This window comes from Persicobacter diffluens (assembly GCF_036244895.1).
Taxonomy (GTDB): Bacteria; Bacteroidota; Bacteroidia; order Cytophagales; family Cyclobacteriaceae; genus Persicobacter; species Persicobacter diffluens.
On the sequence record NZ_BQKE01000003.1, the window covers coordinates 76,520 to 102,336 of the forward strand.

The following is a 25,817-nucleotide window of genomic DNA, read 5'->3' on the forward strand; positions in this document are numbered from 1 at the left end:
CAATAATCAAAAAATACAATCAAATGTATAGGCTTTCCTGCATTTTCAAAAAGACCTTCATCAGTAATTTTTCAAAAAAATCCAATTTCTCATATGTACGGCAAATATAACCCACTATTTAGCCCTCATGTCTATACATACGCCCCCCTGCTCCCTTTTAATGGAACATAAAAACTCACTAAAAAAACTACTCAAGCATTATCCCTATCCTTCTTCTCCTCCCTCTTTTCCCTTTCTTCCAGTTTGGTCATCACCTGCTTAAAATCCTTTTTCATCTGCTCGGTATTCCAGCCTTCATTTTTATCTTTTCCAATTCGGCGGTTATCCTCCTTCAATACTTGTACAATATTTTCAATCAAATTTTTTGAACTTTGGAGCATTTCTCTTTTTTGGTCTCTCACCTGATATAATTTTCGCACCAGCATTTCATCCTGCTTGCGAAAGGTTTTAGCAGAACGATGAATCTGATATTGTCGGAAACCCAAAAACTTCAGCGCATCAGCGCCCAATCGCAAGGCACTGTCCAGATATTCCCGATAAAATTGATCAATGCCCAAATCCATGATTTTATATGAATTGGCCCAATTACGTGAGCGAACAAGAATTTTCAGATGGGGGTAATACTTTTGCGCATTTTTAATGATCTCATAACCGGTTTCTTCTTCATCCACCGCAACGATAAGCATTTTTGCTTTGGAAGCTCCGGCGGCATTTAACAGATCTAAACGAGAAGCATCTCCATAGAACACCTTCATTCACATTTTCCGCATCCGATCCACCATATTGGGATCAAAATCAAGGTAAGTTGCACTGATAGCATTCGCCTGTAAAAACCGACCGACCGTACTTCCATATCGACCAAAACCCGCGATAATCACCCCATGCTCTTCATCAATTTCATCCGTATCCCGCTCCCCAGATTCTTTGGTTCCAAAACGCGGCTGAATCACAAACTCGTTGAACATCATCAATAAAGGCGTTAATGCCATGGAAATCACCACTGCAGCAATCAGCGGATTAGTAACACTGGTATCCATGACCTCATTCTGAAGTGCAAAGGAGAAAAGCACAAAGGCAAATTCACCTCCCTGCGCCAATGAAAAAGTAAAAAGAAAATTACTATCATGCTTCATTCCAAAGACACGACCAATAAGTAGCAACACCAAAAATTTGAGCACAATTAGACTCACCACCAATGCGGCGATCAGGGCGGGCTCAGAGAAAATAAGCTCAAAATCAATGGAGGCACCCACAGCAATAAAGAACAGCCCTAGCAATAAGCCCTTAAATGGTTCTACATCGGACTCCAGTTCATGGCGATATTCACTTTGTGCCAGCACCACCCCGGCAACGAATGTTCCCAATGCCGGACTCAGCCCCATAATGCCCATTAATTCCGCAATGGCCACCACAATTAATAAAGCCGCGGCGGTAAAGATTCCTCTTAATCTGCTTTTAGCAATAAAAGCCAGAATGGGGCTGACGGCGAATTTCCCAATGACCACGATGGCCGAAATCCCACCCAAAATAATTAGCGTTCGGATGGGAGTGGAAAACTGATCAATCCAAAGGTGACTTCCCTCGCTTCCCCCATGGCTTTGAGACAGCAGTGGAAAAATAGCCAGAATCGGAATGACTGCAATATCCTGGAAAAGCAAAACAGAAAAAGCATTTTGTCCTCCCTCACTTTTGAGTAAACCTTTTTCATTCAGTGTTTGCAGAACGATCGCAGTGGAAGAAAGGGATAGCGTCAGCCCGATGGCCAGGGCGGTCTGCCAGGGAAGATCCGTAACCAAAAGCGTGATAACGCTCACCAGCACCGTGGTCCCAACCACCTGCATTCCCCCCAGTCCCAGAATGGGAAGCCGTAATTTCCATAAAAGAGAAGGCTCCAGTTCTAATCCTACTAAAAACAGCATCATCACTACACCGAATTCTGCGAAGTGCATCACATCCTGCCCTTCTTCCCCGATAAACCCAAGCACATAGGGGCCAATCACAATGCCACCAATCAAAAAACCTAAAACAGATCCAAGACCAACCTGCTTGGCCAAAGGCACCAAAAAGACGGCCGCAGCAAGATAAATCATCGCCTGATAAAGGAAATCACCCTCATGCATTTTTCACCTCCTTTCCTAATAAATCATTCAGGTAATTCACTTTCAGGATCTCCCCCAAAGGAAGGCGATCATGCACCAGGAGCTCCAGTAGTCTATGATAGGATTGCTGAGCAGACAACACTCCTTCTTTCGTGACCAAATGCGTTCCATGTACCACAAAAGGAGGCAGTGGGATCATGCCACAAAGCAAAGCCATTTGCTTCATAGGGACAAAAAATTCATGTACCGTATGATTTTGAAACTCCCCCTTTTTAAAGGCCAATCGGGAAGCACCAGTAGTAGTGGCATTGAAGAACCACTTTCCTTTTAATTCATTCCCCTGACTGCCATAAGCCCAACCATGCTCCAACACCAAATCCTGCCATTCTTTAAAAATCGCCGGAGTACTGTACCAATACATGGGATGATGAAAAACGATACAATCGTGTTACTTCAATAATCGCTGTTCCTCATCAATGTCAATGTCCATCTCGGGATAATGCTCATACAAATCCCGAAAGGTGACCCCGGGAAATTGATCGAGGCCTTTCACTAAATATTTATTTACATGTGAACTTTGAAACGCCGGATGCCCAAAGAGTATTAAAATCTTCATATGCCATGTTTTGGTTTTAACATCGCTCATGCCTCGCTGGTTTAAAATCAGGCCATAAAAAAAGCCGGTGAAATGAACACCGGCTGAATACGAATGATGCATGTTTCAATCCTCTTGGAACGGGAAAGGGGCAAAATTTAAGGAAAAGTTGCCTATTTCATTTTTTCATCAAAGCAGATGAATAAGGAGAAAACAAGCTTGCCCCAATTTAAGCGACTAACAAAACCAGAAAACCCATCTTTATTAAGTTGGAAATAAACGGTTTTTGTCAGCCTACTGCGTCTGAGTATGAGGGTGAATAATTCGGGCTAATTCTATTTCTTAATCTTTATATACTGTTTTTTTCTTTCCGAGACCTATATCAAAGTCTTCCACATCTCCCTTTACCGTAACGGAAACGTATTTCCCGCCTTCATCCTGCATGATTTCATCTTCCCCGTCTCCTTTTTTCTTACGGCCGGTCATCATATTCCAGGCGACCCCTCGCACCAATTTCCAGGGGACTTCTACAGAAAAAGCCATATTCCCATCAATATTTTGTTCGCCTCCCATATATATTTGACCGATCGTAGAAGCAATATTCATTCGGGGAATGGTCAGGGTGTTTTGCTTGAAGGTAAAAGTGTTCTCCATTTCAGCAAAACGGATATTATTCAAATCTTTATTACTGAAGAAAGAAGCCATAGCAGACAAGGGACCGAAATCTTTCACCGCTCCATCGGTTACCTTAGCGGTAATTTCAGCTTCCGTGGACTGAATATTGACCGTAAAGTCAGGATTTAAATGCAATTCCGTGGTGACCTCAGCATTCATTTTCCCCTCAAAGTTTTTAGAAAAATCGATAGTATCCCCTTCATATTCGACGGCGAAATCAATCTTACTCATTTCCACATCGCGCATCAGGAATTTTCCATTCATGGTATAATCTGAAGGATCAGCCAAATTAACGCCCCCGTTCATTTCCACTTGTCCATCGGCAAAATCCACCACCAATTTATCCAGGGTCACCACTTTCTCTTCTGATGAATTCATCTTCCCCTTAATGTGAACATAATTGGCCCGCATAAAATGCAGGGTATCAATATTCAGGTTAAAAGTAAAGTTTGGAAATTTCACCTGAGAAAGATCCATCATTTCCTCATTCGCCTCCTGCTGAGCCGCAGCCTCCACCTGTGCCCTTTGCTCCTCAGCTGTTCCTTCGGGTAATTCAATATGCAACAATTCATTCACGTCAAAATACTTGGCGCCCACCGTCAGGTAACCCGAGGGAAGGTGGGTACTGTCTTCCGGCCACTCCACTTTTCCATTCATATAAAAGTCGCTTTTTCCGATCTGCCCGGACAGAGAAGCCAGGTTCACCCCAAGAGAATCCACATGCATGTCCATGGTCAAATCCCTCAAAGCCATGGGAACTAAGGTGGTAGCTCCATGGATATTTTTTATCTTAATATCCAGGGTAGGAATCTCTCGCGCATTGAGTAAGGACTCATTATGCACGATGACTTCACCTGAAAATTTGAAATCTTTCAAGCTTTCGGTCTGATAACCATTCGGCACCAGGTAAGTATCTCCAATTTTCAATAAGTCCTCTACCCGGGCCAATGTGGATTCCAGATTGTAGGCTATTTTCACCTTGCCATCCATTTCCTTATTCATCAGGCTGGCATAGTCAATCACGCCGGCGGAAAATTTAAAATCAGATTCTCCCAGACGGCCTTTTAGTCGTCTAACTCCTAATACCTTTTCTCGTACGCCAAAAACACCATTAAAATGTTTCACTTCGCCAAAGCCCTTCGGTTTAGCAGATAAATCCACCAAACGAATATTTCCCAACGGCAATAAAGGGTTTTTGATCCCTTCCTTGGTCGTTCTCATCTTCAATTGAAGGTTCACATCTTCCACTAAATAATCTCCCACTAAATTTACCAATGCCGAATCAAAGGCAACTAAATCAGGAAAATCTATCAAATTAGCTCTTAAATTTAAATCTACATCAATAGAATCCTGACGATTAGTAGCGATCAACCAGGGATCATGAAGCCTTAAATCTCCATGCAAATCCGAATTGCCTAATTGTAAATTAAAATCTTTAAAATCCAGTGCGCCGGGGGCCAGCTCTATCAACATATTCCCATCCGTAATGGATTTTTCGATAGGATTTAAATGAATGCCCAGCTCCTTCACCCCCATATTCAGGAAACCGTCGATATCAACATTCTTTTTACCATTTCCGGTGAAAGAACAGTCCGCTGAGGTAACGACAAAGCCACGAAGAGAATCCAGTTCTTCTACATGCACAAATTTATCAAAATAAGAAAGGTCCAGTTGACCATCCCATTTGGCGGAAAGTTTCGGAATTCCGTGATTCACCAAAGATAAATCGGCATGAAAATCTATCGTATTCCCTTTCAACCTTAAATTTTTAAGGTGGACTTCGCCTTCTTTCAAGTCTTTCCCCCCTTTCAAATCTACGGCAAGATTCAGCCCGACTTCATCCAACCGCTGCTCCCAGTCATTGTGGCTCAGAGATAAATCCTTTAACTCAAAATCAAATTGAACATCCGGCTTAGCTCCAATAGTCGGTCCTTTGACACTGGCTTTAAACTTCATCTTTGCCTCCTGCCCAATATTGATGTCTGACATATCCACCATACCACTACTCAAGAGGGTAACTAATCCAACGCTTGGGTCATTCATCCAGAATTTTAAATCCGCCTCGCCCTGCCCGTCTAAATCATAACTCCCTTTTACAAAAAAACGGGTATTGTCAATCCACAATCTGGACTTAGGAATGCGTACCGTATTGGTGGTATCAAAGGTCAATTCGGAATTCAGTTTGATGGGCACCTGATACCATTGCATGGTTCCCATTTGCACCGTATCGACCAAAAAATCCAGTTTTGTCCCCGCCACTATTCCGGAATCCGCATAGGAAAGGTGGCTGTTCCAGTCATTGACCACCGCCTCAAAATGTGCGTCATTAATCTTATTCAGGAATTTTAAGCGAATCTGCTCAAATTGCAAGCTTTTCAAATCAACGGCAAAGTCGAAACCAGAAGTGGTATCCTCTACTACGATCTGTTCCTCTTCCGAATCTTCAAAAGTTAAGTCTAAAGCACGCTGAATATTTAAGGTGGAATCCTTTTCCACCTGCAAATTGATCAAACCATCTCCGAAATAAACCTTTTTGACAGAAGCTTTTTGATTCAGTAAACCAAATACATCCAAGGCACCATAGAAATGCCCCATGCTAAAAATGGGTTCTGCATTTGACCTTTGGGGATCATGTTCATAAAAAGCCAGATTTTCAATATGTAGATCGATATATGGAAAATCTTTAAAGGGATCCAGGCCTATATCACCAATATTGATATAGCCCATACCTTGCTGATTATAAACCGAAATGGCTTTTTCCTTGATTTCACCCCGATAAACGTAAAAGAGGGCCGAAGCTAATATTAAAATTCCCAGCCAAACTCCTAATAAAATCAATAATACCTTAAATACCTTTTTAACAATGGTCATGGTTGATTTGAATTAAAATTGGAGGCCAATGAAAATTCAGGAGTTATGAGGAGGTCAAGATTAATGGATATGCAAATATAAAAAAGGTAGATTGAAAAACGTTGAGATTTATATTATTAGAACATATTTTTTTCCAATACCTGAGTTGGCAAGGCACCCAAACTTAGTACGCGATCATGAAACTTTTTATGAGAGGGGTTTTCATCCCGGACCATAAAATGATCCCTCAATCGGTATAAATCCATTTCGACCAGTCCTTCGGAAATATAAATTCCCGGCGCCTCTACCACTTCCTGTTTCAGCTTTTTCCAATGCTGAGGATGCTCTTTAACCGCTGTGACCCAAAAATCCGCCACTTTCTCATCGGACCATTCAAAATAATTAACCCCTAAATCTACCACCATTTTTGCCAGACGTATATTTCGCTGATCCCAATAGGTGTAAATGGCCAAACTATCCTGATAGAGTCCCAGCTCCTTGCCCAGCCCCTGAGCATAAGCAGACCAACCTTTGATAAAGGGAACATCTGTTCCTATCGGATATTGATTAAACTCCTTTGGCTGATTATCCCTGAAAAATAAAGCACCCGGAATAATGCCTTTCAAAATTATTGGTTCAATCTCGGCTCTTTTCAATTTAGGCTTATCTTTCAAAAAGTGAATGGCCGAAGGCTCGATTTTCCTGTTTGAAAAGCTGGAGGGCAATTTTCCTACAATCGCATTATATTTCAGATCCACCGTATGGCTTCTCACCAGGGAATCTGACATCGGGAAATTTTTCTTTTTAAAATAACGCCCCAGTTGCATCAGATTTTCCAACTGTAAATCCTCCACCAGCTTCATTTTTTCCTCCTTACACTGATTGATCTGCAGGTTGGCATCAGCAAAAACCCCTTCCCAGTTTCTATCGACTTTTCCGCCCAATTCTTCCAATCGGAAACGGTACCAGTCTCTTCCAAAATCAAATACACCAATCCCTTCGTCCGGCAGGGCTTTTAAGCCCCAGGAATCATGAAAAGCTTTCAAATGAGTGGTACGACGAATTTGAATTTCCAATTGGAAATTTAAGCGATCATAAACCAATTGTTGAGGAATTCGAAGCCCCTGACAGTCTATTTTTGATAATTGGGATTTAACATTTTTATAATAACTGGCATGTAAATATACAGAATCCAGGGTGGGTATAGATTTAAAATAATCCTGATAATCAAAAGGATAATCTTTTAAATCAAAACGCTCTGACTTTTGAATATAGTCGGTTACCAAATCGTTGAAAGATATTTTGGTTTTCTTTTCCGAACAGGAAAAAAGCAAAAAAACGATTGATAAGCTAAAAAAGAATCTCATATGGGTGCTATTTGCCGCAAATTAAACAATTGCGCTAAAATCAGAAAAGGATTGCCCTTTGGGGATAAAAAAAAGCACGGCGAAAGCTAAAAGCCTTGCCGTGCCGGAATCGTATGGATGGATGATTCTAAATTGAAAAACCGAGGAATTTGTGGATCGCTTTCGCTGACTGACGTCCATCAGCTAGAGCGGTCACCACCAAACTCTGCCCTATGCGGGAATCCCCGGCAGTAAAAACTTTTTCGTGGGAGGTCTGAAATCCTGTGGATTTGATATTACCCCATTTATCCAGACCAAGGGATAACTCCTCGACGGCTCCTTCATGTTCAGGGTGCGCATAACCAATGGCCAATAGCGCAACATCGCAAGGTTGAATTTCTTCGGTACCTTCCAATTCGATCATCTTCAGGCGACCATTTTCTTTTATCCATTCCACCGTGGCTACTTTCACATGAGTCACTTCGCCCTGATCATTACCGATAAACTCTACCGGCATCACCGACCACTGATTATCCACTCCCTCTTCCTGAGAAGAGGAAGGGGTGAAGGTTTTAGGCTGCTCCGGCCATGGGTTAGACTCCGCTCTTTCCTTTGGCGGCTGCTGACGACGATAAAGCTGATTGATGGATTTCGCTCCCTGACGATTCGATGTCCCGATACAATCGGAAGCGGTATCACCCGCACCAATCACCACTACATCTTTACCCGTCACTAAAATTTCTTCCTCCGTTGGGATTTGATCTCCTGCCACTCGCTTGTTGGACTGGGTCAGGAAATCCATGGCCTTATGCACCCCTTTCAAATGACGACCCGGAATATCCAAATCACGGGCTACCGTAGAACCGGTACACATCAAAACAGCATCAAAGCCATTAATGACTTCCGAAGCAGGCACGGTTTTACCAATCTCGGCATTCACCTCGAAATTCACGCCGGCTTCTTTCATCACATTCAGACGGCGGTCAATCACCCATTTTTCCAGTTTGAAATCCGGAATACCGTATCTGAGCAAACCTCCCGGGCGGTCATCTCTTTCGAAAACGGTTACTTCATGTCCGTAAAGGTTTAACCAATGCGCTGCGGCCAAACCTGCCGGTCCGGAACCTACAATGGCTACTTTCTTACCCGTACGCGCCTCAGGCGTGGCGGGATTTACCAAGCCCAGCTCGAATGCCTTTTCCCCGATAGACTTTTCAATATGCTCAATTGCTACGGATTCATTATTCAATCCCAAAACGCACGATCCCTCACAAGGGGCCGGACAAATACGACCGGTAAACTCCGGAAAAGGATTGGTCTTGGAAAGAATGGACAAAGCCTCTTTCCAATTCTGACGGTAGACCGCATCGTTAAAATCCGGAATATTGTTGCCTAATGGGCAGCCCGAATGACAAAAAGGAATACCGCAATCCATGCAGCGGGAGGCCTGTTCTTTGGTTTGTTCATCCGAGAATTCAGCCTCCTTATAAAATTCTTTATAATTCTTAACGCGCTCCTCAGGCTGAATTTTGCCGGGAAGTGCTCTATCTATTTCTAAAAATCCAGTGATTTTTCCCATTTCAGTATTTTTAAAGGTTCGCCTTAAGCTTCAGTTAATGTTGGATTTTCGCTGGCCGCTTTTTGTGCCTGCAAAACTTTTTTATAATCCTTTGGCATCACTTTGATAAACTGTGCCAGGCCTTCCTGCCAGTTGTTGATCAGCGAAGTGGCCGTACGGCTGCCAGTGAATTGCTTATGCTTTTCAATCATTTTCATGATGAAAACCACATCTTCGCCATCCAAGGGATCAAGGTCCACCATTTCCATATTACAGTTCTTGGCAAACTTCTTCTTTGGATCGTAAATGTAGGCGATACCTCCACTCATACCGGCCGCAAAGTTTCGTCCGGTCTTACCCAGCACAATCACACGACCACCGGTCATGTACTCACAACCATGATCACCGATACCTTCCACTACGACATTCACTCCGGAGTTTCGAACACAGAAACGCTCTCCGGCAATACCACGGATATAAGCCTCACCGGAAGTTGCGCCATAAAAGGCCACATTACCGACAATCATATTTCTTCTTGGAGAATAAGCCGCTTTTCGATCCGGATAAACGATCATTTTCGCTCCTGAAAAACCTTTTCCTAAATAGTCATTGGCCAAACCTTCCAATTCGAATGTCAATCCGGCTGCACCAAACACGCCAAAACTTTGCCCGGCGTCCCCCTTAAATTTCAACTGAACGGTATCTTCCGGTAAACCACGTGAGCGGTAACGCTTAGAAATTTCATGCGAAATAATGGCCCCGACAGACCGATCTGTATTGCGGATGGGGTAACGCACCTTTGATGGCTCTCCGGCATCAATCGATGGCCAGGTAGCATCTACCAAACGGAAATCCAAATGGGCATGTAAACCATGCTCCTGAGGCACTTGCTTATATTGTGCTTCATGCGTTTCGTTCTGATGAAGGATTGGCGAAAGATCCAGCGTACGGTGTTTCCAATGCGACATTTCCTCCTTGACAGCCAGTTTCTGTACCTGCCCTACCATATCATTGATGGTACGGAAGCCCAGCTCAGCCATGATTTCACGTAATTCCATGGCCATGAATTTGAATAAATTCACCACATGCTCCGCCTTACCGGTGAAAAGCTTACGCAATTTTGGATTTTGCGTCGCCACCCCTACCGGACAAGTATTCAGGTGACACTTACGCATCATAATACAACCTTCGGCAATCAAAGCAGCGGTGGATACTCCCCACTCTTCCGCTCCAAGTAAAGTGGCAAAAGCCAAATCTTTACCGGTACGAATCTGCCCATCCGCCTGAAGCGTAATACGGTTTCTTAATTGGTTCATCACCAATGTCTGATGCGCCTCAGCCAGACCAAGCTCCCATGGTAAACCAGCATGGTAAATAGAACTGATCGGCGATGCCCCAGTTCCACCGTCAGCACCGGAAATCAGGATAGCATCGGCTTTTGCCTTCGCTACACCGGCAGCTACGGTACCCACACCGGCTTCCGATACCAATTTCACATTGATACGGGCATCACGGTTGGCACATTTCAAATCGTGGATCAGCTGCGCCAAATCCTCAATAGAATAAATATCGTGGTGAGGTGGAGGGGAAATCAAACCTACTCCCGGAGTAGAATGTCTCACTTTTCCAATCCATTCATCCACCTTATGGCCGGGTAACTGACCACCCTCTCCGGGCTTGGCTCCCTGCGCCATTTTTATCTGAATTTCTGTAGCCTCTGACAAATAGTAGGAGGTCACCCCAAATCGACCCGAAGCCACCTGCTTAATGGCCGAACGCAAATTCTCTCCATTTGGCCCCGGCTTGTAACGAGCCTCATCTTCTCCACCTTCACCGGAATTGGATTTGGCTTTAATGGAGTTCATGGCGATTGCCAATGTACTGTGCGCTTCATGCGAAAGGGATCCGAAAGACATCGCACCAGTGGCAAAACGTCTCAAAATCTTCTCTACCGATTCCACTTCCTCTAAAGGAATGGCTTCTCTGCCCTGGAAAGTGAAAAGATTACGCAAGGTAATCGGCGCATCTTCGGCATTGTTAATTAAAGAAGCGTACTGCTTATACAACTCATAATCACCAGTACGACATGCTTTTTGCATTAGCGAAATGGTCTCCGGCGTAAAAAGGTGCTTCTCGCCCTCCTTTCGCCATTGGTATAGTCCACCGAAATCCAAATGCTCACGCACCTGATCAAAGGCCTGTCCGTGACGCTCCAATACTTCTGCACAAATACCGTCAAAAGTTAAACCTTCCAGTCGGCTAACGGTGCCCGTGAAGCATTTCGCCACAACGGATTTCGCTATGCCCAGCGCCTCAAAAATCTGCGCTCCGTGATAAGACTGCAAAGTAGAGATACCCATTTTAGAGAAGATTTTCAGCAAACCAGCTCCAATAGCCTGGATATAATTGGCTTCAGCCGTAGCATAATCTACTTTCAATCTTCCTTCGGCAGATAATGCCTCCAAAGAATCAAAAGTTAAATAAGGGTGAACAGCATTTACCCCATAACCGATCAAGGTTGCAAAATGGTGAACGGCTCTTGCCTCCCCTGTTTCTACAATCAAACCGCAAAGTCCACGGTGACCGGTTTTTACTAAATATTGGTGAACTGCTCCTGCACCCAAAAGCGCCGGAACAGCAATTTTATCTTTATTTACCCCTCTATCGCTTAATACAATCACATTGTAGCCTTCCACAACCGCCTGTTCAGCGGCCTCCTTCAAGCTGTCGATAAAGGCTTCCATTTCGCCCTCTTCCTCCGTCTTATCCATTAATAGGGAAAGGGTCTTCACCTTAAAGAAGGAATGATCCAAACCGGAAATGCGGGCCATCTGCGCCCGGGTCATTACCGGCTGCTCCATGACAATCTGGCGCGCGTGCTCCGGAGATTCTCCCAAAAGGTTCAGAGAAATACCGACAGAGGTATACAATGACATCACCGTACGCTCCCGAATCGGGTCAATCGGTGGGTTAGATACCTGAGCAAACAACTGGCGAAAGTAATGGGAAATATGCTGACTGTTCTTGGAAAGAACCGCCAATGGGATATCAGAACCCATAGCCCCTAAAGGCTCCTTTCCTTGCTCCGCCACCGGAATCAAAATCTCTTTCAATTCTTCATCGGTAACACCAAAGGCTACCTGATTAGGCATTAATTCATAGCCTTTCTCAGCTGCATTCTTTTCAGGCAAATCCTCAATCTCCACCTGATTTTCTTCCAGCCACTTACCATAAGGCTGCTGGCTGGACATCTCCGCCTTCACTTCCTCGTCTTCTTTGATTTTTCCTTCAATCAAATCACATACGAAAAGCTTACCTGGCTGCAAACGTCCCTGACGTACTACTCTGGAAGGATCCATGGGCAGGGCTCCAACTTCTGAAGACATCACCACATAATCGTCGTCCGTAACCGCATAACGGGCCGGGCGCAGACCATTTCTATCCAAAGTTGCTCCAACCACATCACCATTGGTGAAACATACGGCGGCTGGTCCATCCCAAGGCTCAATCAAAGAGGCATGGTAACGATAGAAGTTTTTCAAATCTTCCGGCATATCCGGATCCTGATGCCAGGCTTCGGGCACCAACATGCGCAATACCTGTGGAAGAGGACGACCACTCAGGGTCAGCAGCTCTACCGCAGCATCCAGATTCGCTGAGTCTGAATGGTGATCATCACAAATAGGTTTTAAAAGATCAAGCTCTTCTTTAGTGAAAACTTCTGACTCCAGATTCTTTTCATAAGAACGCATCCAGTTCACATTACCACGGATGGTGTTGATCTCCCCATTGTGTGCAATGAAACGGAATGGCTGTGCCAGTTTCCATTGCGGGAAAGTATTGGTAGAAAATCGGGAGTGCACCAAAGCAAGCGCTGAGGTATAGTCCGGATTGTGTAGGTCCGGGTAATATTGTGAAAGCTGAAAAGTGGTCAGCTGTCCTTTATATACAATAGTTTTTCCTGAAAATGAAGGAATATAGAAATGCTCTTGTGCTTTATCAGAAAGGCTGCGAATAAGAAAGGTAGTGTACTTTCTTAAAACATATAATTTCCTTTCAAGATCTACCCCAGAAGCCCCTGACTTATGTTTCACAAACCACTGCTCAATATTGGGCATATTACGAGCGGGTGCTTCTCCCAAAATACTAGGATCAGTAGGCACAGGTCTTCTGCCTAACAACTCAAAGCCATGCTCCATAATGGAGGTTTTTAAGGCCTGAACTGACTCCTGATATGCTTTTGGTGAGGGAGGCAAAAACGACATGGCCACGCCATAAGTCCCCTGATCCGGCAATTCAAAACCGTGCTCATGCGCCTGCTCTAAAAAAAACTCATGTGGTATTTTGGTTAAAATACCTGCTCCATCTCCTGAACGGTGATCAGTACCACAACCTCCGCGGTGCTCCATATTTCTCAACATGGTTAGTGCATCCGCTACGACACCGTGGGAGGCAATCCCCTGCAATTGTGCGATAAATCCAATTCCACAACTGTCGTGCTCAAAGGAGGGATCATACAACCCCTGCTGCTGTCCTTCTGCCATACAAATTCCGATTTAAAAACTTTTAGGTGTTACTCAAAAAAACAATCATCCATATAATTGAATTCGCATTACATTGCTAAATTCATCACTATATTACATATTTTTTGCGTAATACTCAAACAAACAGCACTCCAACCAACAGCTTTCACAAACTGTGTTTTATTTACAACACCCGCTGTTTTTAGAAAAATTTAAAACTTAAGACCTTATTTCAAGGAAGCTAAGAAATGTATGCCCTTTGAACGACCTATTTTTAATAATCCTTTAATTATGGCATCCAAAATTTTATTTTATTTATTTTCGCCGTCCCCAAAATTTTTTTCGAAAGAGCCACCAACAGCCAATCAAAAGACTGCATTCAGGAATTTAATAAAAGATTAATGCGACGGACTGCTTTAAAAAATAGCAGAAAAAGACAGAAAGCGCTATGTAAGATTAGGGGGTAGTTAGCAGTCAAACCATGAATCAAATACTTCTGATTGGAGTTATAAGGAAAGTTGGAAAGATTTATTATGAAAGAAAAGCTTATTCGAAAACGGATCGAATTAATTTTGGACCATGATCAGGAAGGGATATTGGAGAATGTCAATATTCGTTCTGACATTAGCCCGGAAAAAATGCTGGAGGTGTTGGGGCTGGTTGTTGAAAATTTAATCTCTGCAATTCCGGAGGAAATGATCAACGCCATGGATGTGGACATTCAGGAAATCCTGGAAGTGATAAAATCCTCTCAAAAATAAAAAAAGCGGCTTCGGCCGCTTCTTTTTTTTAACTCGGATTATTCATGCTTAAATCCTCGTTTAGCTGTATGGCGGAAAAAATGATGGAATAGTTTCCTATTTCGAGTTTTTTCCAACGAAACAGAGGAATGAGGAGAAAGCAAGCTTGCCCAAACTTGGGCTATTGTAAACCAAAAAAAACAAGTTGTTCCGAGCTGAAAATAAACTACTTACGCTTAGTTAATAAACTAAGCGGTGAATAATTCGGGTTAATCCAATGCTTCTTCTGTTTTATCAGATATATCTTTTGCAGCATCTTTGACGGCTTCACTTCCCTCCTCAACTGCTTTCTGACTTTCCTCTTTTGCATCCTCATAACTTTCCGAAGCCTTATCACTTACCTCCTGACCCGTTTTCTCCATTTTTTTCATCAGGTCATCTTTTTGCTTAGAAAGTTTATCCCATTGCTTTTGCATTTCCTTTTTTTGCTCCTCGGTAGCATTTTCCATTTCTTTTTGCAGATCATCCATCTCTTTTGAAATCTCGTCCATTTCACCAGAAAAATCTTCACCAAGATTCGAAACGCTTTTTTCAACTTTTTTTACAGCCTCTTCTGCGGATTCCTTCACTTTTTCACCAGTGGATTTCTCTTCAGCGCAAGCCATAAAAGCAGCCGCCATTAAAACATACAGTAATTTAGACCAACTTTTCATCATAAAACTATTAATGAATAAATTTTTAAAATCGGCCAAGATTGACCAACGCCTCAAAAACCGAGTGCAGCGAAAAATGTTCAAAACAGAAAAGCCCCTCTGGCAATAATAACCAAAGGAGCCTTAATTAAAGCATGTTTATATGCGCAACATCCGACTATTATAAACTGGCCGAGGAAAAAGCTTTCAGCATGGTCCAAGTAATCCTGTGAAAGTCTCAATTGCTTCCGCAGTCATCTGATTTTAGTCCCGCATATTTGTTTTTCAGCAAACGAATAAACCAACAGGGCGACCTACTTAAACTGCTCCTCTTCTGTTGATCCGGACATGGCCGTTGTGGCCGCCTGGCCTTGAGTGACCGTATTCTGAACGGCATCAAAATAAGTGGTCCCTACAAATGACTGATGCTTGACTGCCCGAAAACCTTCTGCCTGTAGACCAAACTCTCTTTCCTGCAATTGGGAATAGCCTGCCATTCCCCTTTCTTTATAGGCTTTTGAAAGTTCAAACATACTGGTATTTAAAGCATGGAATCCGGCTAAAGTTATAAATTGAAACTTATACCCCAAAGCTGCTAATTCTTCTCTAAAAGATTCCATTTCCTTAACGCTAAGCTTAGCGGCCCAATTGAAAGAAGGACTACAATTATAGGCCAACATTTGATCAGGGTACTTTTCATGAATGGCTTCCGCAAATGCCCGAGCCTGGTCAATATCCGGATTGGAGGTTTCTAACCAAAGTAAATCCGCATAAGGCGCATAGGCTAAACCCCGGGCAATTCCCTGTTCCAAACCATTTTTCACATAAAAGAAACCTTCGGCAGAACGTTCACCCGTTAAGAATTTATGATCACGGGGATCAATATCTGAGGTGAGTAAATTTGCTGCGTCCGCATCAGTTCTGGCGATTAATACTGTGGGCACCCCACAAACATCCGCGGCTAAACGGGCTGCCACCAATTTATTTATTGCTTCGGAAGTAGGGACTAACACCTTACCGCCCAAATGACCACATTTTTTAGCAGATGATAGTTGATCTTCAAAATGTACGCCCGAAGCACCTGCCTCAATCATGGCCTTCATTAACTCAAAAGCATTTAAATTACCGCCAAAGCCCGCTTCAGCATCTGCGACTATGGGCGCCAGGTAGTCTTTCTTTCCATTATTTAAAAACTGAATTTGATCGGCTCGACGTAGCGCATTATTAATTCTTTTGACCACCATGGGAACAGAATTAGCAGGATACAAGCTTTGGTCCGGATACATTTCTCCGGCAAGATTGGCATCTGCTGCCACCTGCCAACCGGAAAGGTAAATGGCTTCAAGTCCGGCCTCTACTTCCTGAATCGCCTGGTTTCCGGTAAGCGCACCCAATCCAGCCACAAGGGATTGCGTATTCAGTTTTCCCCACAGTTTTTCGGCTCCTGCTTTAGCAAGGCTGTGTTCCACCAATATATTACCTTGCAGATTAATCACTTCTTCGGCACTATATGGGCGTTCTAAGCCATTCCAGCGTGGATTTGATTTCCAATCTGCAATCAATGCGTTTATTCTTTCTTGCTTTGTCATTTTTTATGTAGATTATAGTAGGGAATCTTATTTTAGGTTAAAGTTGCCCGTGAGTTTCCGTTTCAATCAGAAGCTTGCGGGTCTTTTTTTTGAGGACTAGTTTCTGCCTATTCTTAAATAAACTCATAGGCTTTCAAGGTTAGGAATTCTTCCAATTCATTTGAAAGGGTCATTTCATCAAAAAGCTCAATTGCTTTTTGATACCTTCCTGCCTCAAATTGCGCATCTCCTACCAAGGCTTTGATACGGTCGATAGCAGCAGCTCGGGCCTCCTGATATAAGTTTTCGTTTACCTCCCGTCCATCCTCTAATCGTGCCTGAGCATGGTGCAACCATTGCCAAACTTGTGTACGGCTAATTTCCGCAGTAGCAGCATCTTCCATTAAATGATAGATAGGCACGCACCCATTTCCATTTAACCAGGCTTCCAGATATTGTAAACAAACATCAATGTTATTCACCAGGCCCTCAAAAGTAATAGACCCCTGAGGAACCTCCACCAGCATTTCAGCGCTTACTTTCACCTCTCCCCGCTCCACATGCAAATTGTTCATTCGTGGCATATAAAGATTGAAGACCTCTTTCACCATGGAAATTAAACCCGGATGCGCTACCCAGGTACCATCATGCCCGGCCTTAACCTCTCTCAATTTATCATTCCTCACTTTTTCCATGGCCCGGGTGTTGGCCTCCTCATCATTCTTAATAGGAATTTGAGCGGCCATTCCTCCCATGGCATGCACCCCTCTTTTATGACAGGTCTTAATCAATAATTGGGAATAAGCCTTCATAAATGGTTTATCCATACCCACCTGAGCACGATCCGGCACCAGGAATTCCGGAATAGCATGAAACTTCTTGATATAGGAAAAAATATAATCCCAACGGCCACAATTTAAACCCGCACTATGGTCTTTCAATTCATACAGAATTTCATCCATCATAAAGGAGGCGGTGATGGTCTCGATTAAAACCGTCGCTTTAATGGTTCCCTGCGGGATATTCAGATAGTCTTGTGCAAAAACAAACACCTCGTTCCACCAGCGGGCCTCCTGATAATGTTCCAATTTGGGCAGATAAAAATAGGGGCCAGTGCTTTTTTCACGTAACGATAGGTGATTATGAAATAGATAAAGCCCAAAATCAAACAAAGAAGCGGAGATCCGTTCCCCATCGATTAAAAAATGCTTTTCTTCCAAATGCAATCCTCTTGGCCTCACAAATAGCGTGGCAATCTCTTCCTTTAATTCATAATGTTTTCCATTGGTGGGATTGGTAAACGCAATTTCCCTTTTGACCGCATCCCTCAGATTCAATTGCCCCTCGATCACATTGGACCAGGTCGGCGAGGTAGAATCTTCAAAATCCGCCATAAAGACATTGGCCCCCGAGTTTAAAGCATTAATGATCATTTTCCGATCTACCGGCCCGGTAATCTCGACCCGGCGATCCAGTATATCAACAGGTAAAGGACCCACCTTCCAGGTTTTCAAACGGATATGCTTGGTGTCAGGTAAAAATCCCGGACGCTCTCCTTTGTTAAGTCTTTGCTGGAATTCCTTTCTGTCCTCGAGCAACTTAATCCGCCGCCCATTAAACTCATCATGGAGTGTTTGAATAAAGGCAATGGCCTCCGGACTTAAAATAGTCGCATTGGCAGGATGCATTTGCAGCAATGCCACCTTCTCTGATTGTTTAATTATCGTCATGGGTTCAGCTTGGTTTGTTTATTAGTATAACGGAATTTAGAGAAAAATTTCTTTTTTGCGAAATTTCGCTGGAATGATTTTATACGCAGTTTATCAGTTTTTCACTCAATTGATCGAAACCTCAAAAAAAAGAGGATTTTGAGCTCAAAAAAAATCATAAAAAAAAGCAGAGTTTCCTCTGCTTTGCATAACTTCTCACTAACAACCAACCCCTTAGCGCAACTTAATCAGGGACTTCCCCCACCACTTCTTTAAAAAATTTTCTCTTAACGCTTCCTGCAAAGGATAAGTGAAAAAATCGATATCATCTATCAATGCTACACTTCGCTGCACCGGAAATTGCGCCAAACGCCAACCCACGTTGGATAGGGTATCAAAAAAATGATTGATTTGCTGCTGGGGCAATCCTTCTTTAGGTAGATCCAATAGAAGGTGATCTATCCTACTTAAAATATGCTCCCGATCTAAATTTTTTAATAGCCGGTCAGAGTATTCATCTAATGGGAAATTCATTAAATCTATTTCCTCCAACCCCACCACCCCGGCTAGGCGAAAAGCCGGCACCCGGTCGGATACTTCTTCGAAAACTTCCATCCCATCATAATCCAGCACCAGCCCATGTTTCGCGATAACGCCTTGCAAATCATTGGTTTCAATATTCCGACGCAATAATTGAAACAATCGGAAGTCCCGTTCAAAGGCATATATTCTGGCATCGGGATAAAGCCACTTAAAAAAAAGAACTTTTAATCCCTCTCCAGCACGGAGATCGACAATTACTGGTTCTGGATGATCCAGTTCGACCCAATAATCATCCGTAGAAAATATTCTGGCCAATTGATTAACGATATCTTTTTTATCCAAAAAATGGAATTTAAAATCAAAAAGCTGGATGGACTTCACTTTATCAAGCGCATTATGTTTCAGACCAAAATAATAGCCACAGAACATCCTATAAAGCTTTCGACGTTCGACTGGGGATAATTTAGCTTGATTTTTAAGCTTGAGTAGTACTTTTGTTAAATTAAAATTTTTCACTTTTCCTCATTTCTTACACCACCTTCTTAACTCCTTTTTAGGGGTATAGTGTTTAAAAGCCATTTTCTCAATGAAAAAAAATTGATGAACCGCAGAACTATGACCTCTGATAATGGCACCATTATATATATGCTCACCAGGGCCAATGGAGAGAGATTCAAGACGATTTCGGATATTTTTCAAGCCAAATAATGGCGGATTTTTTTATAACCCTTATTCATGCCTGCTTGCCTTCTTATCATAAACCTGCTTCGCTCTAATAAAGTGAAATGGGAAAAATTCCGCCATTTTTCCCGCCTTGCTGTTAAAGGAGGATTTAGGCATGAATCATCCTGCTAAAGAAAAAAACTATAATAAATCGTAGTATTAGTCAAAGTTGATTGTTTTCAGCGAAATTTCACTATTTTTACACCACTCCCCTTCATCCAACATAAAATGGAGGGAAAGACTTCATTTTACCATCGACGAAAATAGCTACCTGTGCATATAAGTGAAGAAGGCATTAAAATTATTCTGGGACTTAAAGTAAAAGAACTCAGAACGCATCATGGACTCTCTCTAACCGAATTAGCCAAAAAAACCGGTTTGAGTGTTTCGTATCTCAATGAAATTGAGAAAGGCAAAAAATACCCTAAAACCAAAAAGTTGATGGATCTGGCGGAAGGCCTGGAAGTGAGCTATGATGATTTGGTAGGGCTGAAGCTCAGTAAGAAAATGGAGCCTATAGGCACCTTATTGAATTCCAATATACTGGAAAACCTGCCTTTGGAGATGCTGGGACTGGAACTGAACAAGTTAGTGGAAATAATTGCCTCCGCTCCAACTAAGATCAATGCTTTTATCTCCACCCTGATCAAAATTTCTCGAAGGTATAATATGAGTGAGGAGGATTTTAACCTTGCCGCCCTACGCTCTTATTTGGAAATGCATGAAAATTATTTCGAATATCTGGAGGAAGAAGCCGAAAAATTCATGAAAAAACATTCCATGAATGTGAATGACAAAGTGAATTTTGAACAGTTGGCGAAAATTCTCTATGAAAGTTACAATATCAAAATTGAGGAGGATTCATTATCCAAATTCAGCGAATTACAGCACATTCGCTCCGTAATGGTAGAGGGAGAGCAACCCACCTTATACATCAAGGGGGAACTGAATGAAAGTCAAAAAACTTTCGTCATCGGACGCGAATTGGGCTACCGCTTCCTTAACATTAAAGAAAGGGAATATACCTATTCTTCAGTAGAGATTGATTCTTTCGAACAGGTACTCAACAACCATAAGGTAACCTATTTCTCAGGTGCCATTATCATGAATCGCACCCGCCTTCTACAGGATCTGGATCAATTTGCCAAAAATACAGAATGGGATTCGGAAGCTTTCCGAACCATGATGTATCGCTATACGTCCTCCTCAGAGACTTTTATGCACCGCCTGACCACGCTGATCCCCACATATTGGGAGATTAACAACCTCTTCTATTTAAGGTTTCATCATGGGCCGGTGCATCACCAGTACACCGTGACTAAAGAATTACACTTCGCGCGCCACCATACTGCCCATGCCATAGAAAATGGAGAGCATTACTGCCGACGCTGGAGTTCTATACGCATATTCGATGAATATCAGGAATTAAAGGCCAAAGATCAGGCACCGGACGCTCACTTTATGGTACAAAGATCACAGTATCAGGATTCCGGAGAGGAATATTTCGTAATTTCATTAGTACGACCTTCCTTAACAGGCGATTCGGATCAGGTGAGTGTTTCCATTGGTTTCACCTTCAATGATGTATTTAAGGAGAGATTTCATTTTTGGGATGATCCAAATATTCCGATATTGAATGTTAATGAAACCTGCGAACGTTGTTCCATCAGATCATGTAAAGAAAGAGCTTCTGCGCCACTGGTGTTGGAGAAGGCGGCTCAACGCAATAAAATCATGAATCAACTCCATGAACTTAATCAATTAACCTAATGAATAAATCCTTATTTTTTTTCCTGCTTGCTATTTCGATTTGCTTTTCCTGTAACAATACAGATTCCAATACGGAAGTATCAGAAATCAATAAATATATTGACGAAGTCATGCATGACCAATATTTATGGTCAGAGGAATCGCCAGTGCTGAAAGATATCAGTAATTATGAGCCGGAAGAATTGGTGAAGAAACTAAAAGTCAGCCAGGATCGGTTCACTTTTATTAAGAAATCCTATGGAGCAGATAATGCCAGGATGAGTAATGATTTTGAAATTGAAATTGGCTCCGGTATTTATTTAGGCGTCACTACCGATGAGCAATATTTTGCCATCCATGTGACCGAGGGAAGTCCTGCTCACAATGCCGGGGTTCGAAGAGGCGACGAAATCGTAAGTGTGAATAATAGCAGTTCTGTATCTGCTATTGAACAATTATATGCGCAGGAAGAAGGGCTAAATATTGATATTGAAATCAAGAGGAATAATAGCATTAATGATTATACCTTTCAGATTGCTCAGATTCAGGCGGATTATGTCGGTCCCACGGAAATTTTCATTAAAGAAAATGACCCATCGGTAAAAACGGGCTATGTGCATTACGAAAGTTTTAAAAGTATTTCTGAGCAAGCGCTTAGAGATGTCTTTTCAGATTTCGCCGCAAAAGGTGTCAATAACCTGATATTGGATATGCGGTACAATGGTGGTGGCCTGGTTTCCACCAGTGCAATATTGGCATCCCTAATCTACCCGGAAGGAAAAGCCTATGATATATACTTAAAAGAATCTTTCAATAATAGATACCAGGCTCAAAACCAAACGGTAACCTTCGATCCTCAGGGTATACAAAACACTTTTAATAAAATTGCCATTATTCAGGACCAGAATACCGCTTCGGCAAGCGAAAGTATTATTTGGTGTCTGCGTCCTTATTTGGGAAACAAACTTCGGACTTTTGGAAAAACCACAGTAGGTAAAGATGTAGGTTCTTTTGTGCTGACCGAACATGGATATGACTTCTACCCTATCGCTTTTAGAATAACGGACAAAGATGATCAGGGTGATTATGGAAACGGTATTTTACCGGATGTAGTCGTGAATGAGTCCCTGACCAATATCTTGAATAACCCACTTAACAGCCGGGAAGAGTATCGGGTGGAAGCGGCCTTAGCATGGATTGAGGAGGGCGAGGCATTACCGGCAAAAATTAGAACCGAGGGTATTCCACTGAATGCCCTGGATGGCCCATATAGCCAAGAATTCATTGAAAGAAAAGATTGATTCAATTTCCGAGCTAAAAGCGGCAACCACTGCACCAAAAGCAGCGGTTGCCGCTTTTTTTATACCCAAAAAAATAGGCTAAGCGAAAAAACGGCAGCTGCAATCAAAAAAACGGGCACCGCATAGGGGAATAAGTCCTGCGGCTTAATTCCGGTGATCCCCAATAAAGGAAGCGCCCAAAAGGGTTGCAACATATTGGTTAACTCATCCCCATAGGCCAAAGCAAGGACCACTTTCGGCGCAGGCACTGCCAATTGATGCGCAGCCTCCAAAATAACGGGGCCCTGCAGCACCCACTGCCCTCCACCACTGGGAATAAAAAAATTAACCAATCCGGCAGAAAGCATGCTAAGAAAAGGTAAACTTTCTGCTGATCCTAACTCCACAAAACCAGTGGAAAACCAAAGCAAAAGGCCGGAAGCTTTAAAAATTCCAAAAATACCGAAATAGAAAGGAAATTGAATTAATACATCGGTTACTGCTGGCATCGCTTTCCTTAATGCCTGCCAAAAAGAGTGGAGATGTTGATGAAAACCCAAAGCCAGGATAAAAAGTCCGAAATTAATCGTATTCGGGTTTAAACCCAACGGGAAATGCGTGATGATGAGGATAAAAAGTATTAGAAAAATTAAAGCCAGTACTTTTGACCAAATGGCACTGTATTCCAATAGGGCGGCACCACTTCCTTTCCCATGTTCCCACTTTGCAAAACGCTTGGCATGAATTTCCAAAACCAAGCCCTTGTCTTTTCGCCCCATCCAGAAGAAATAGCCACACAGGCAAAAAATCAAAATTAAAGAAGTACATAAATTACCTGCAGAAAAAACGGTTTGGCGAATACTTAATACCTCATCTGGCCCAAAAACAGCGGGTAATAACTCATTTAAATGACCTTTCTCCGCCACTTTTAACAAAGCGGACCCTGAAAGTCCACCATGCCAAATCACCATACCCGAATAAGCCGCCATTCCCATTAAGGGATAATTAAAGGGTATTTGACCAGCGCTGAAATACTCCCCCATTTTACGTACCAACAAAGCCGAAAACACCAGACCCAAGCCCCAATTAAGCCAGCAGAGGAAGGTTGACATCAGGACGATTAATACCGGAGCCACTCGTGGATTTGGAAATCTTTTGATCAAAAACAAAATCAAACCCTCAAATAAAGTAGACTGTGCCAGGGCAAAACCCAAAACCAAGATCAGCATCATCTGCACAGAAAACGTCAAAAAAGGAGGTGACCATAAGCCCTCAAACCAGGCCAGCGCCAATTGTGAAAAATAAGCTATTGCACTTTCGTCAGCAGGCTTTCCTACCAGAAAAGCTAATATAAAACTCAGTATCGTTAAAAATACAGCAAAATTAAATGGAGAGGGAAGTACCCATTTAAGTGCTGAAAGAAATTGCTTAAAAATTTTAAAAATCATATTTAAAAATCACTTATTAATAAATTACGTAATTCCTCCACCTTGGATAGCTCCACCAAAGGTCTTCCTCCTGATACGTTTTAAAATTTAGGAACATTCTTGTCCACATTACCCTTCCTACAGAAAAATAAACTAATTTGAGCCGCGATAGCGAATTATGAAGAAAGAATTAATCCTAAAGGAAGCTCCAGTAAACAAAGCACTATTACAGTTGTCCATCCCGGCGATGATGGGCATCATGGTAATGGCCCTGTATAACATTGCAGATACCGTATTTGTCGGGAGATTAGTGGGTACCGAAGCCATAGGAGGGCTTTCCATTGTGCTTCCGATCACCATGTTAATCTCCGCGGTTGGCATGGCCACCGGCATAGGTGGTGCGTCTCTGGTGTCCAGGTATTATGGTGCCACTAACACGCTAATGGCCAAAAAAACTTTTGGCAACCTTTTACTGATCACCAGTATTTTTGGGATAATCACCGTAATTATTGGTTTAGTAGCAGCAAAACCCATTCTTATCGCTTTCGGAGCAAAAGGGGCCATCTTTGATGAGGCACTCATTTACTTCAGAATAGTCATTCTTGGTGCGCCTTTCTTGGCCTATTCCATGGTTGGAAATAATATTGCCCGTGCCGAAGGAGATTCCAAAACCGCCATGAATGCAATGGTATTTTCGGCTTTACTCAATATCCTTTTGGATGCGCTTTTCATGATGGTTTTCAAAATGGGACTCGCCGGCGCTGCCTGGGCTACTTTCCTGGCACAGGTTTATTCCAGCCTTTACCTGGCACGATATTTTAATTCTTCAAAGAGTATTTTATCCCTGTCCTTCAAATATTGGAAACCCAAAGGGGTCTTGATCAAAGAAACCATTTCCATTGGAAGTTCAACATTTGCTCGCCAAAGTGCCGCATCCGTGATTGCGGCAATGATCAACCATGCCCTGATTCATCACGGAGGCGAGTTTTATGTTGCTATCTATGGGCTGATCTACAGGGTAATGATGTTTACTTTTTTCCCCATGATTGGTATCGTACAGGGATTCATACCATTGATTGGCTATAATTTTGGTGCAAGAGAAAAGCAAAGGGTAAAAGCCACATTAAAATCCGCCAGTTGGATGATTACCCTGGTCTCCTGTGTTTGCTTTATTGTGATTATGCTCTTCCCAAATCTCATTATGTCAAGTTTTTCTACCGACGAAAAGTTGGTGAAAGCGGCCGCAGATACCTTGAAAATAATTGGCATTTCTTTACCCTTGGTCGGCATGCAAATGATAGGCGCCAGTTACTATCAGGCTATTGGAAAAGCAGCACCGGCCTTATTCCTCACCCTTTCCAGGCAGGTAATTTTTGTTATCCCCTTGATTTATTTCCTCCCTAAATTTTATGGTATTCATGGGGTGTTTTATGCCATCCCCATCGCCGACGTGGTTTCCTTTACCACTACCATGGTTTTCCTGATTCATAGCTGGAAAAGATTAAACTATGATCCTAACTAAAAGCTAAAAAAAAGGAAATCAATAGGGCTTGCGGTACCATTTACTTTTCATTGTAAGACTGCCTTTGAATGGAAAGCAGGAGACGACCTATATCATGCCATGAGTAATTACTTCCGCCAAATTATTCATCATCAGATTTAGTGGGTAACCCTACACATTTCATCAACAAGATTTTAGGATTGGATGTGCTGATTTTTTAATCGTTTAACTTGGGGCAA

15 protein-coding genes and 1 pseudogene are annotated in these 25,817 nt (G+C 42.6%); 4 read left to right on the forward strand and 12 right to left on the reverse strand.

What is annotated here, in order from left to right:
* Positions 1–191: 191 nt before the first annotated feature.
* The 7 genes and pseudogenes from AAA970_RS19830 to gltB all read right to left on the reverse strand — a co-directional run bounded on the left by AAA970_RS19830 (position 192) and on the right by gltB (position 13,667).
* Complete coding sequence (locus tag AAA970_RS19830; RefSeq protein WP_338238634.1) at positions 192–755, reverse strand: NAD-binding protein; 564 nt, start codon at positions 753–755, stop codon at positions 192–194.
* The gene (locus AAA970_RS19835; RefSeq protein ID WP_338238635.1) at positions 756–2,120 is read right to left on the reverse strand and encodes a monovalent cation:proton antiporter-2 (CPA2) family protein; all 1,365 of its coding nucleotides are present in this window, start codon (positions 2,118–2,120) and stop codon (positions 756–758) included.
* Positions 2,113–2,817, reverse strand: a pseudogene (locus AAA970_RS19840) (NAD(P)H-dependent oxidoreductase). Before AAA970_RS19840 ends, AAA970_RS19835 begins: the two are co-directional and overlap by 8 nt.
* Before the next feature lie 219 nt (positions 2,818–3,036).
* On the reverse strand, positions 3,037–6,240 hold the full coding sequence (locus AAA970_RS19845; protein ID WP_338238636.1) for an AsmA-like C-terminal region-containing protein: 3,204 nt from the start codon (positions 6,238–6,240) through the stop codon (positions 3,037–3,039).
* 116 nt (positions 6,241–6,356) lie between these two features.
* Positions 6,357–7,586, reverse strand: a complete 1,230-nt coding sequence (locus AAA970_RS19850; protein ID WP_338238637.1) for a DUF885 family protein — start codon at positions 7,584–7,586, stop codon at positions 6,357–6,359.
* 127 nt (positions 7,587–7,713) lie between these two features.
* A complete protein-coding gene (locus AAA970_RS19855; protein WP_338238639.1) occupies positions 7,714–9,144 on the reverse strand; it encodes a glutamate synthase subunit beta in 1,431 nt (476 codons plus the stop codon).
* A gap of 23 nt (positions 9,145–9,167) precedes the next feature.
* Positions 9,168–13,667, reverse strand: a complete 4,500-nt coding sequence (gene gltB / locus AAA970_RS19860) for a glutamate synthase large subunit (RefSeq protein WP_338238640.1) — start codon at positions 13,665–13,667, stop codon at positions 9,168–9,170.
* 512 nt (positions 13,668–14,179) lie between these two features.
* Between gltB and AAA970_RS19865 the strand changes: the two genes are divergently transcribed.
* Complete coding sequence (locus AAA970_RS19865) at positions 14,180–14,407, forward strand: hypothetical protein (RefSeq protein ID WP_060689322.1); 228 nt, start codon at positions 14,180–14,182, stop codon at positions 14,405–14,407.
* Positions 14,408–14,655: 248 nt separating this feature from the next.
* On the opposite strand, the gene AAA970_RS19870 is transcribed toward AAA970_RS19865, so the two are convergent.
* From AAA970_RS19870 to AAA970_RS19885, 4 genes are all read right to left on the reverse strand, one after another.
* Positions 14,656–15,102 (reverse strand): hypothetical protein, encoded by a 447-nt coding sequence (locus AAA970_RS19870; protein ID WP_338238641.1) that lies wholly within the window; start codon positions 15,100–15,102, stop codon positions 14,656–14,658.
* Between the two features lie 290 nt (positions 15,103–15,392).
* Entirely contained in the window at positions 15,393–16,667 is a 1,275-nt protein-coding gene (gene aceA / locus AAA970_RS19875) for an isocitrate lyase (protein ID WP_338238642.1), read from the reverse strand.
* Between the two features lie 113 nt (positions 16,668–16,780).
* Positions 16,781–18,376 (reverse strand): malate synthase A, encoded by a 1,596-nt coding sequence (gene aceB, locus AAA970_RS19880; protein ID WP_338238643.1) that lies wholly within the window; start codon positions 18,374–18,376, stop codon positions 16,781–16,783.
* Positions 18,377–18,589: 213 nt separating this feature from the next.
* Positions 18,590–19,240 (reverse strand): class I SAM-dependent methyltransferase, encoded by a 651-nt coding sequence (locus AAA970_RS19885; RefSeq protein ID WP_338238644.1) that lies wholly within the window; start codon positions 19,238–19,240, stop codon positions 18,590–18,592.
* Positions 19,241–19,894: 654 nt separating this feature from the next.
* On the opposite strand from AAA970_RS19885, the gene AAA970_RS19890 reads away from it, so the two are divergent.
* Both AAA970_RS19890 and AAA970_RS19895 read left to right on the forward strand, forming a co-directional pair.
* Entirely contained in the window at positions 19,895–21,391 is a 1,497-nt protein-coding gene (locus AAA970_RS19890; RefSeq protein WP_338238645.1) for a helix-turn-helix domain-containing protein, read from the forward strand.
* Entirely contained in the window at positions 21,391–22,671 is a 1,281-nt protein-coding gene (locus AAA970_RS19895; protein WP_338238646.1) for a S41 family peptidase, read from the forward strand. The genes AAA970_RS19890 and AAA970_RS19895 overlap by 1 nt, the downstream gene beginning before the upstream one ends.
* A 59-nt stretch (positions 22,672–22,730) precedes the next feature.
* Here AAA970_RS19895 and AAA970_RS19900 read toward each other — a convergent pair whose 3' ends face one another.
* Positions 22,731–24,098: a TIGR00366 family protein gene (locus AAA970_RS19900; protein ID WP_338238647.1), complete on the reverse strand. Its 1,368-nt coding sequence runs from the start codon at positions 24,096–24,098 to the stop codon at positions 22,731–22,733.
* A gap of 157 nt (positions 24,099–24,255) precedes the next feature.
* Between AAA970_RS19900 and AAA970_RS19905 the strand changes: the two genes are divergently transcribed.
* Entirely contained in the window at positions 24,256–25,599 is a 1,344-nt protein-coding gene (locus tag AAA970_RS19905) for an MATE family efflux transporter (protein ID WP_338238648.1), read from the forward strand.
* The last annotated feature ends 218 nt before the right edge of the window (positions 25,600–25,817 follow it).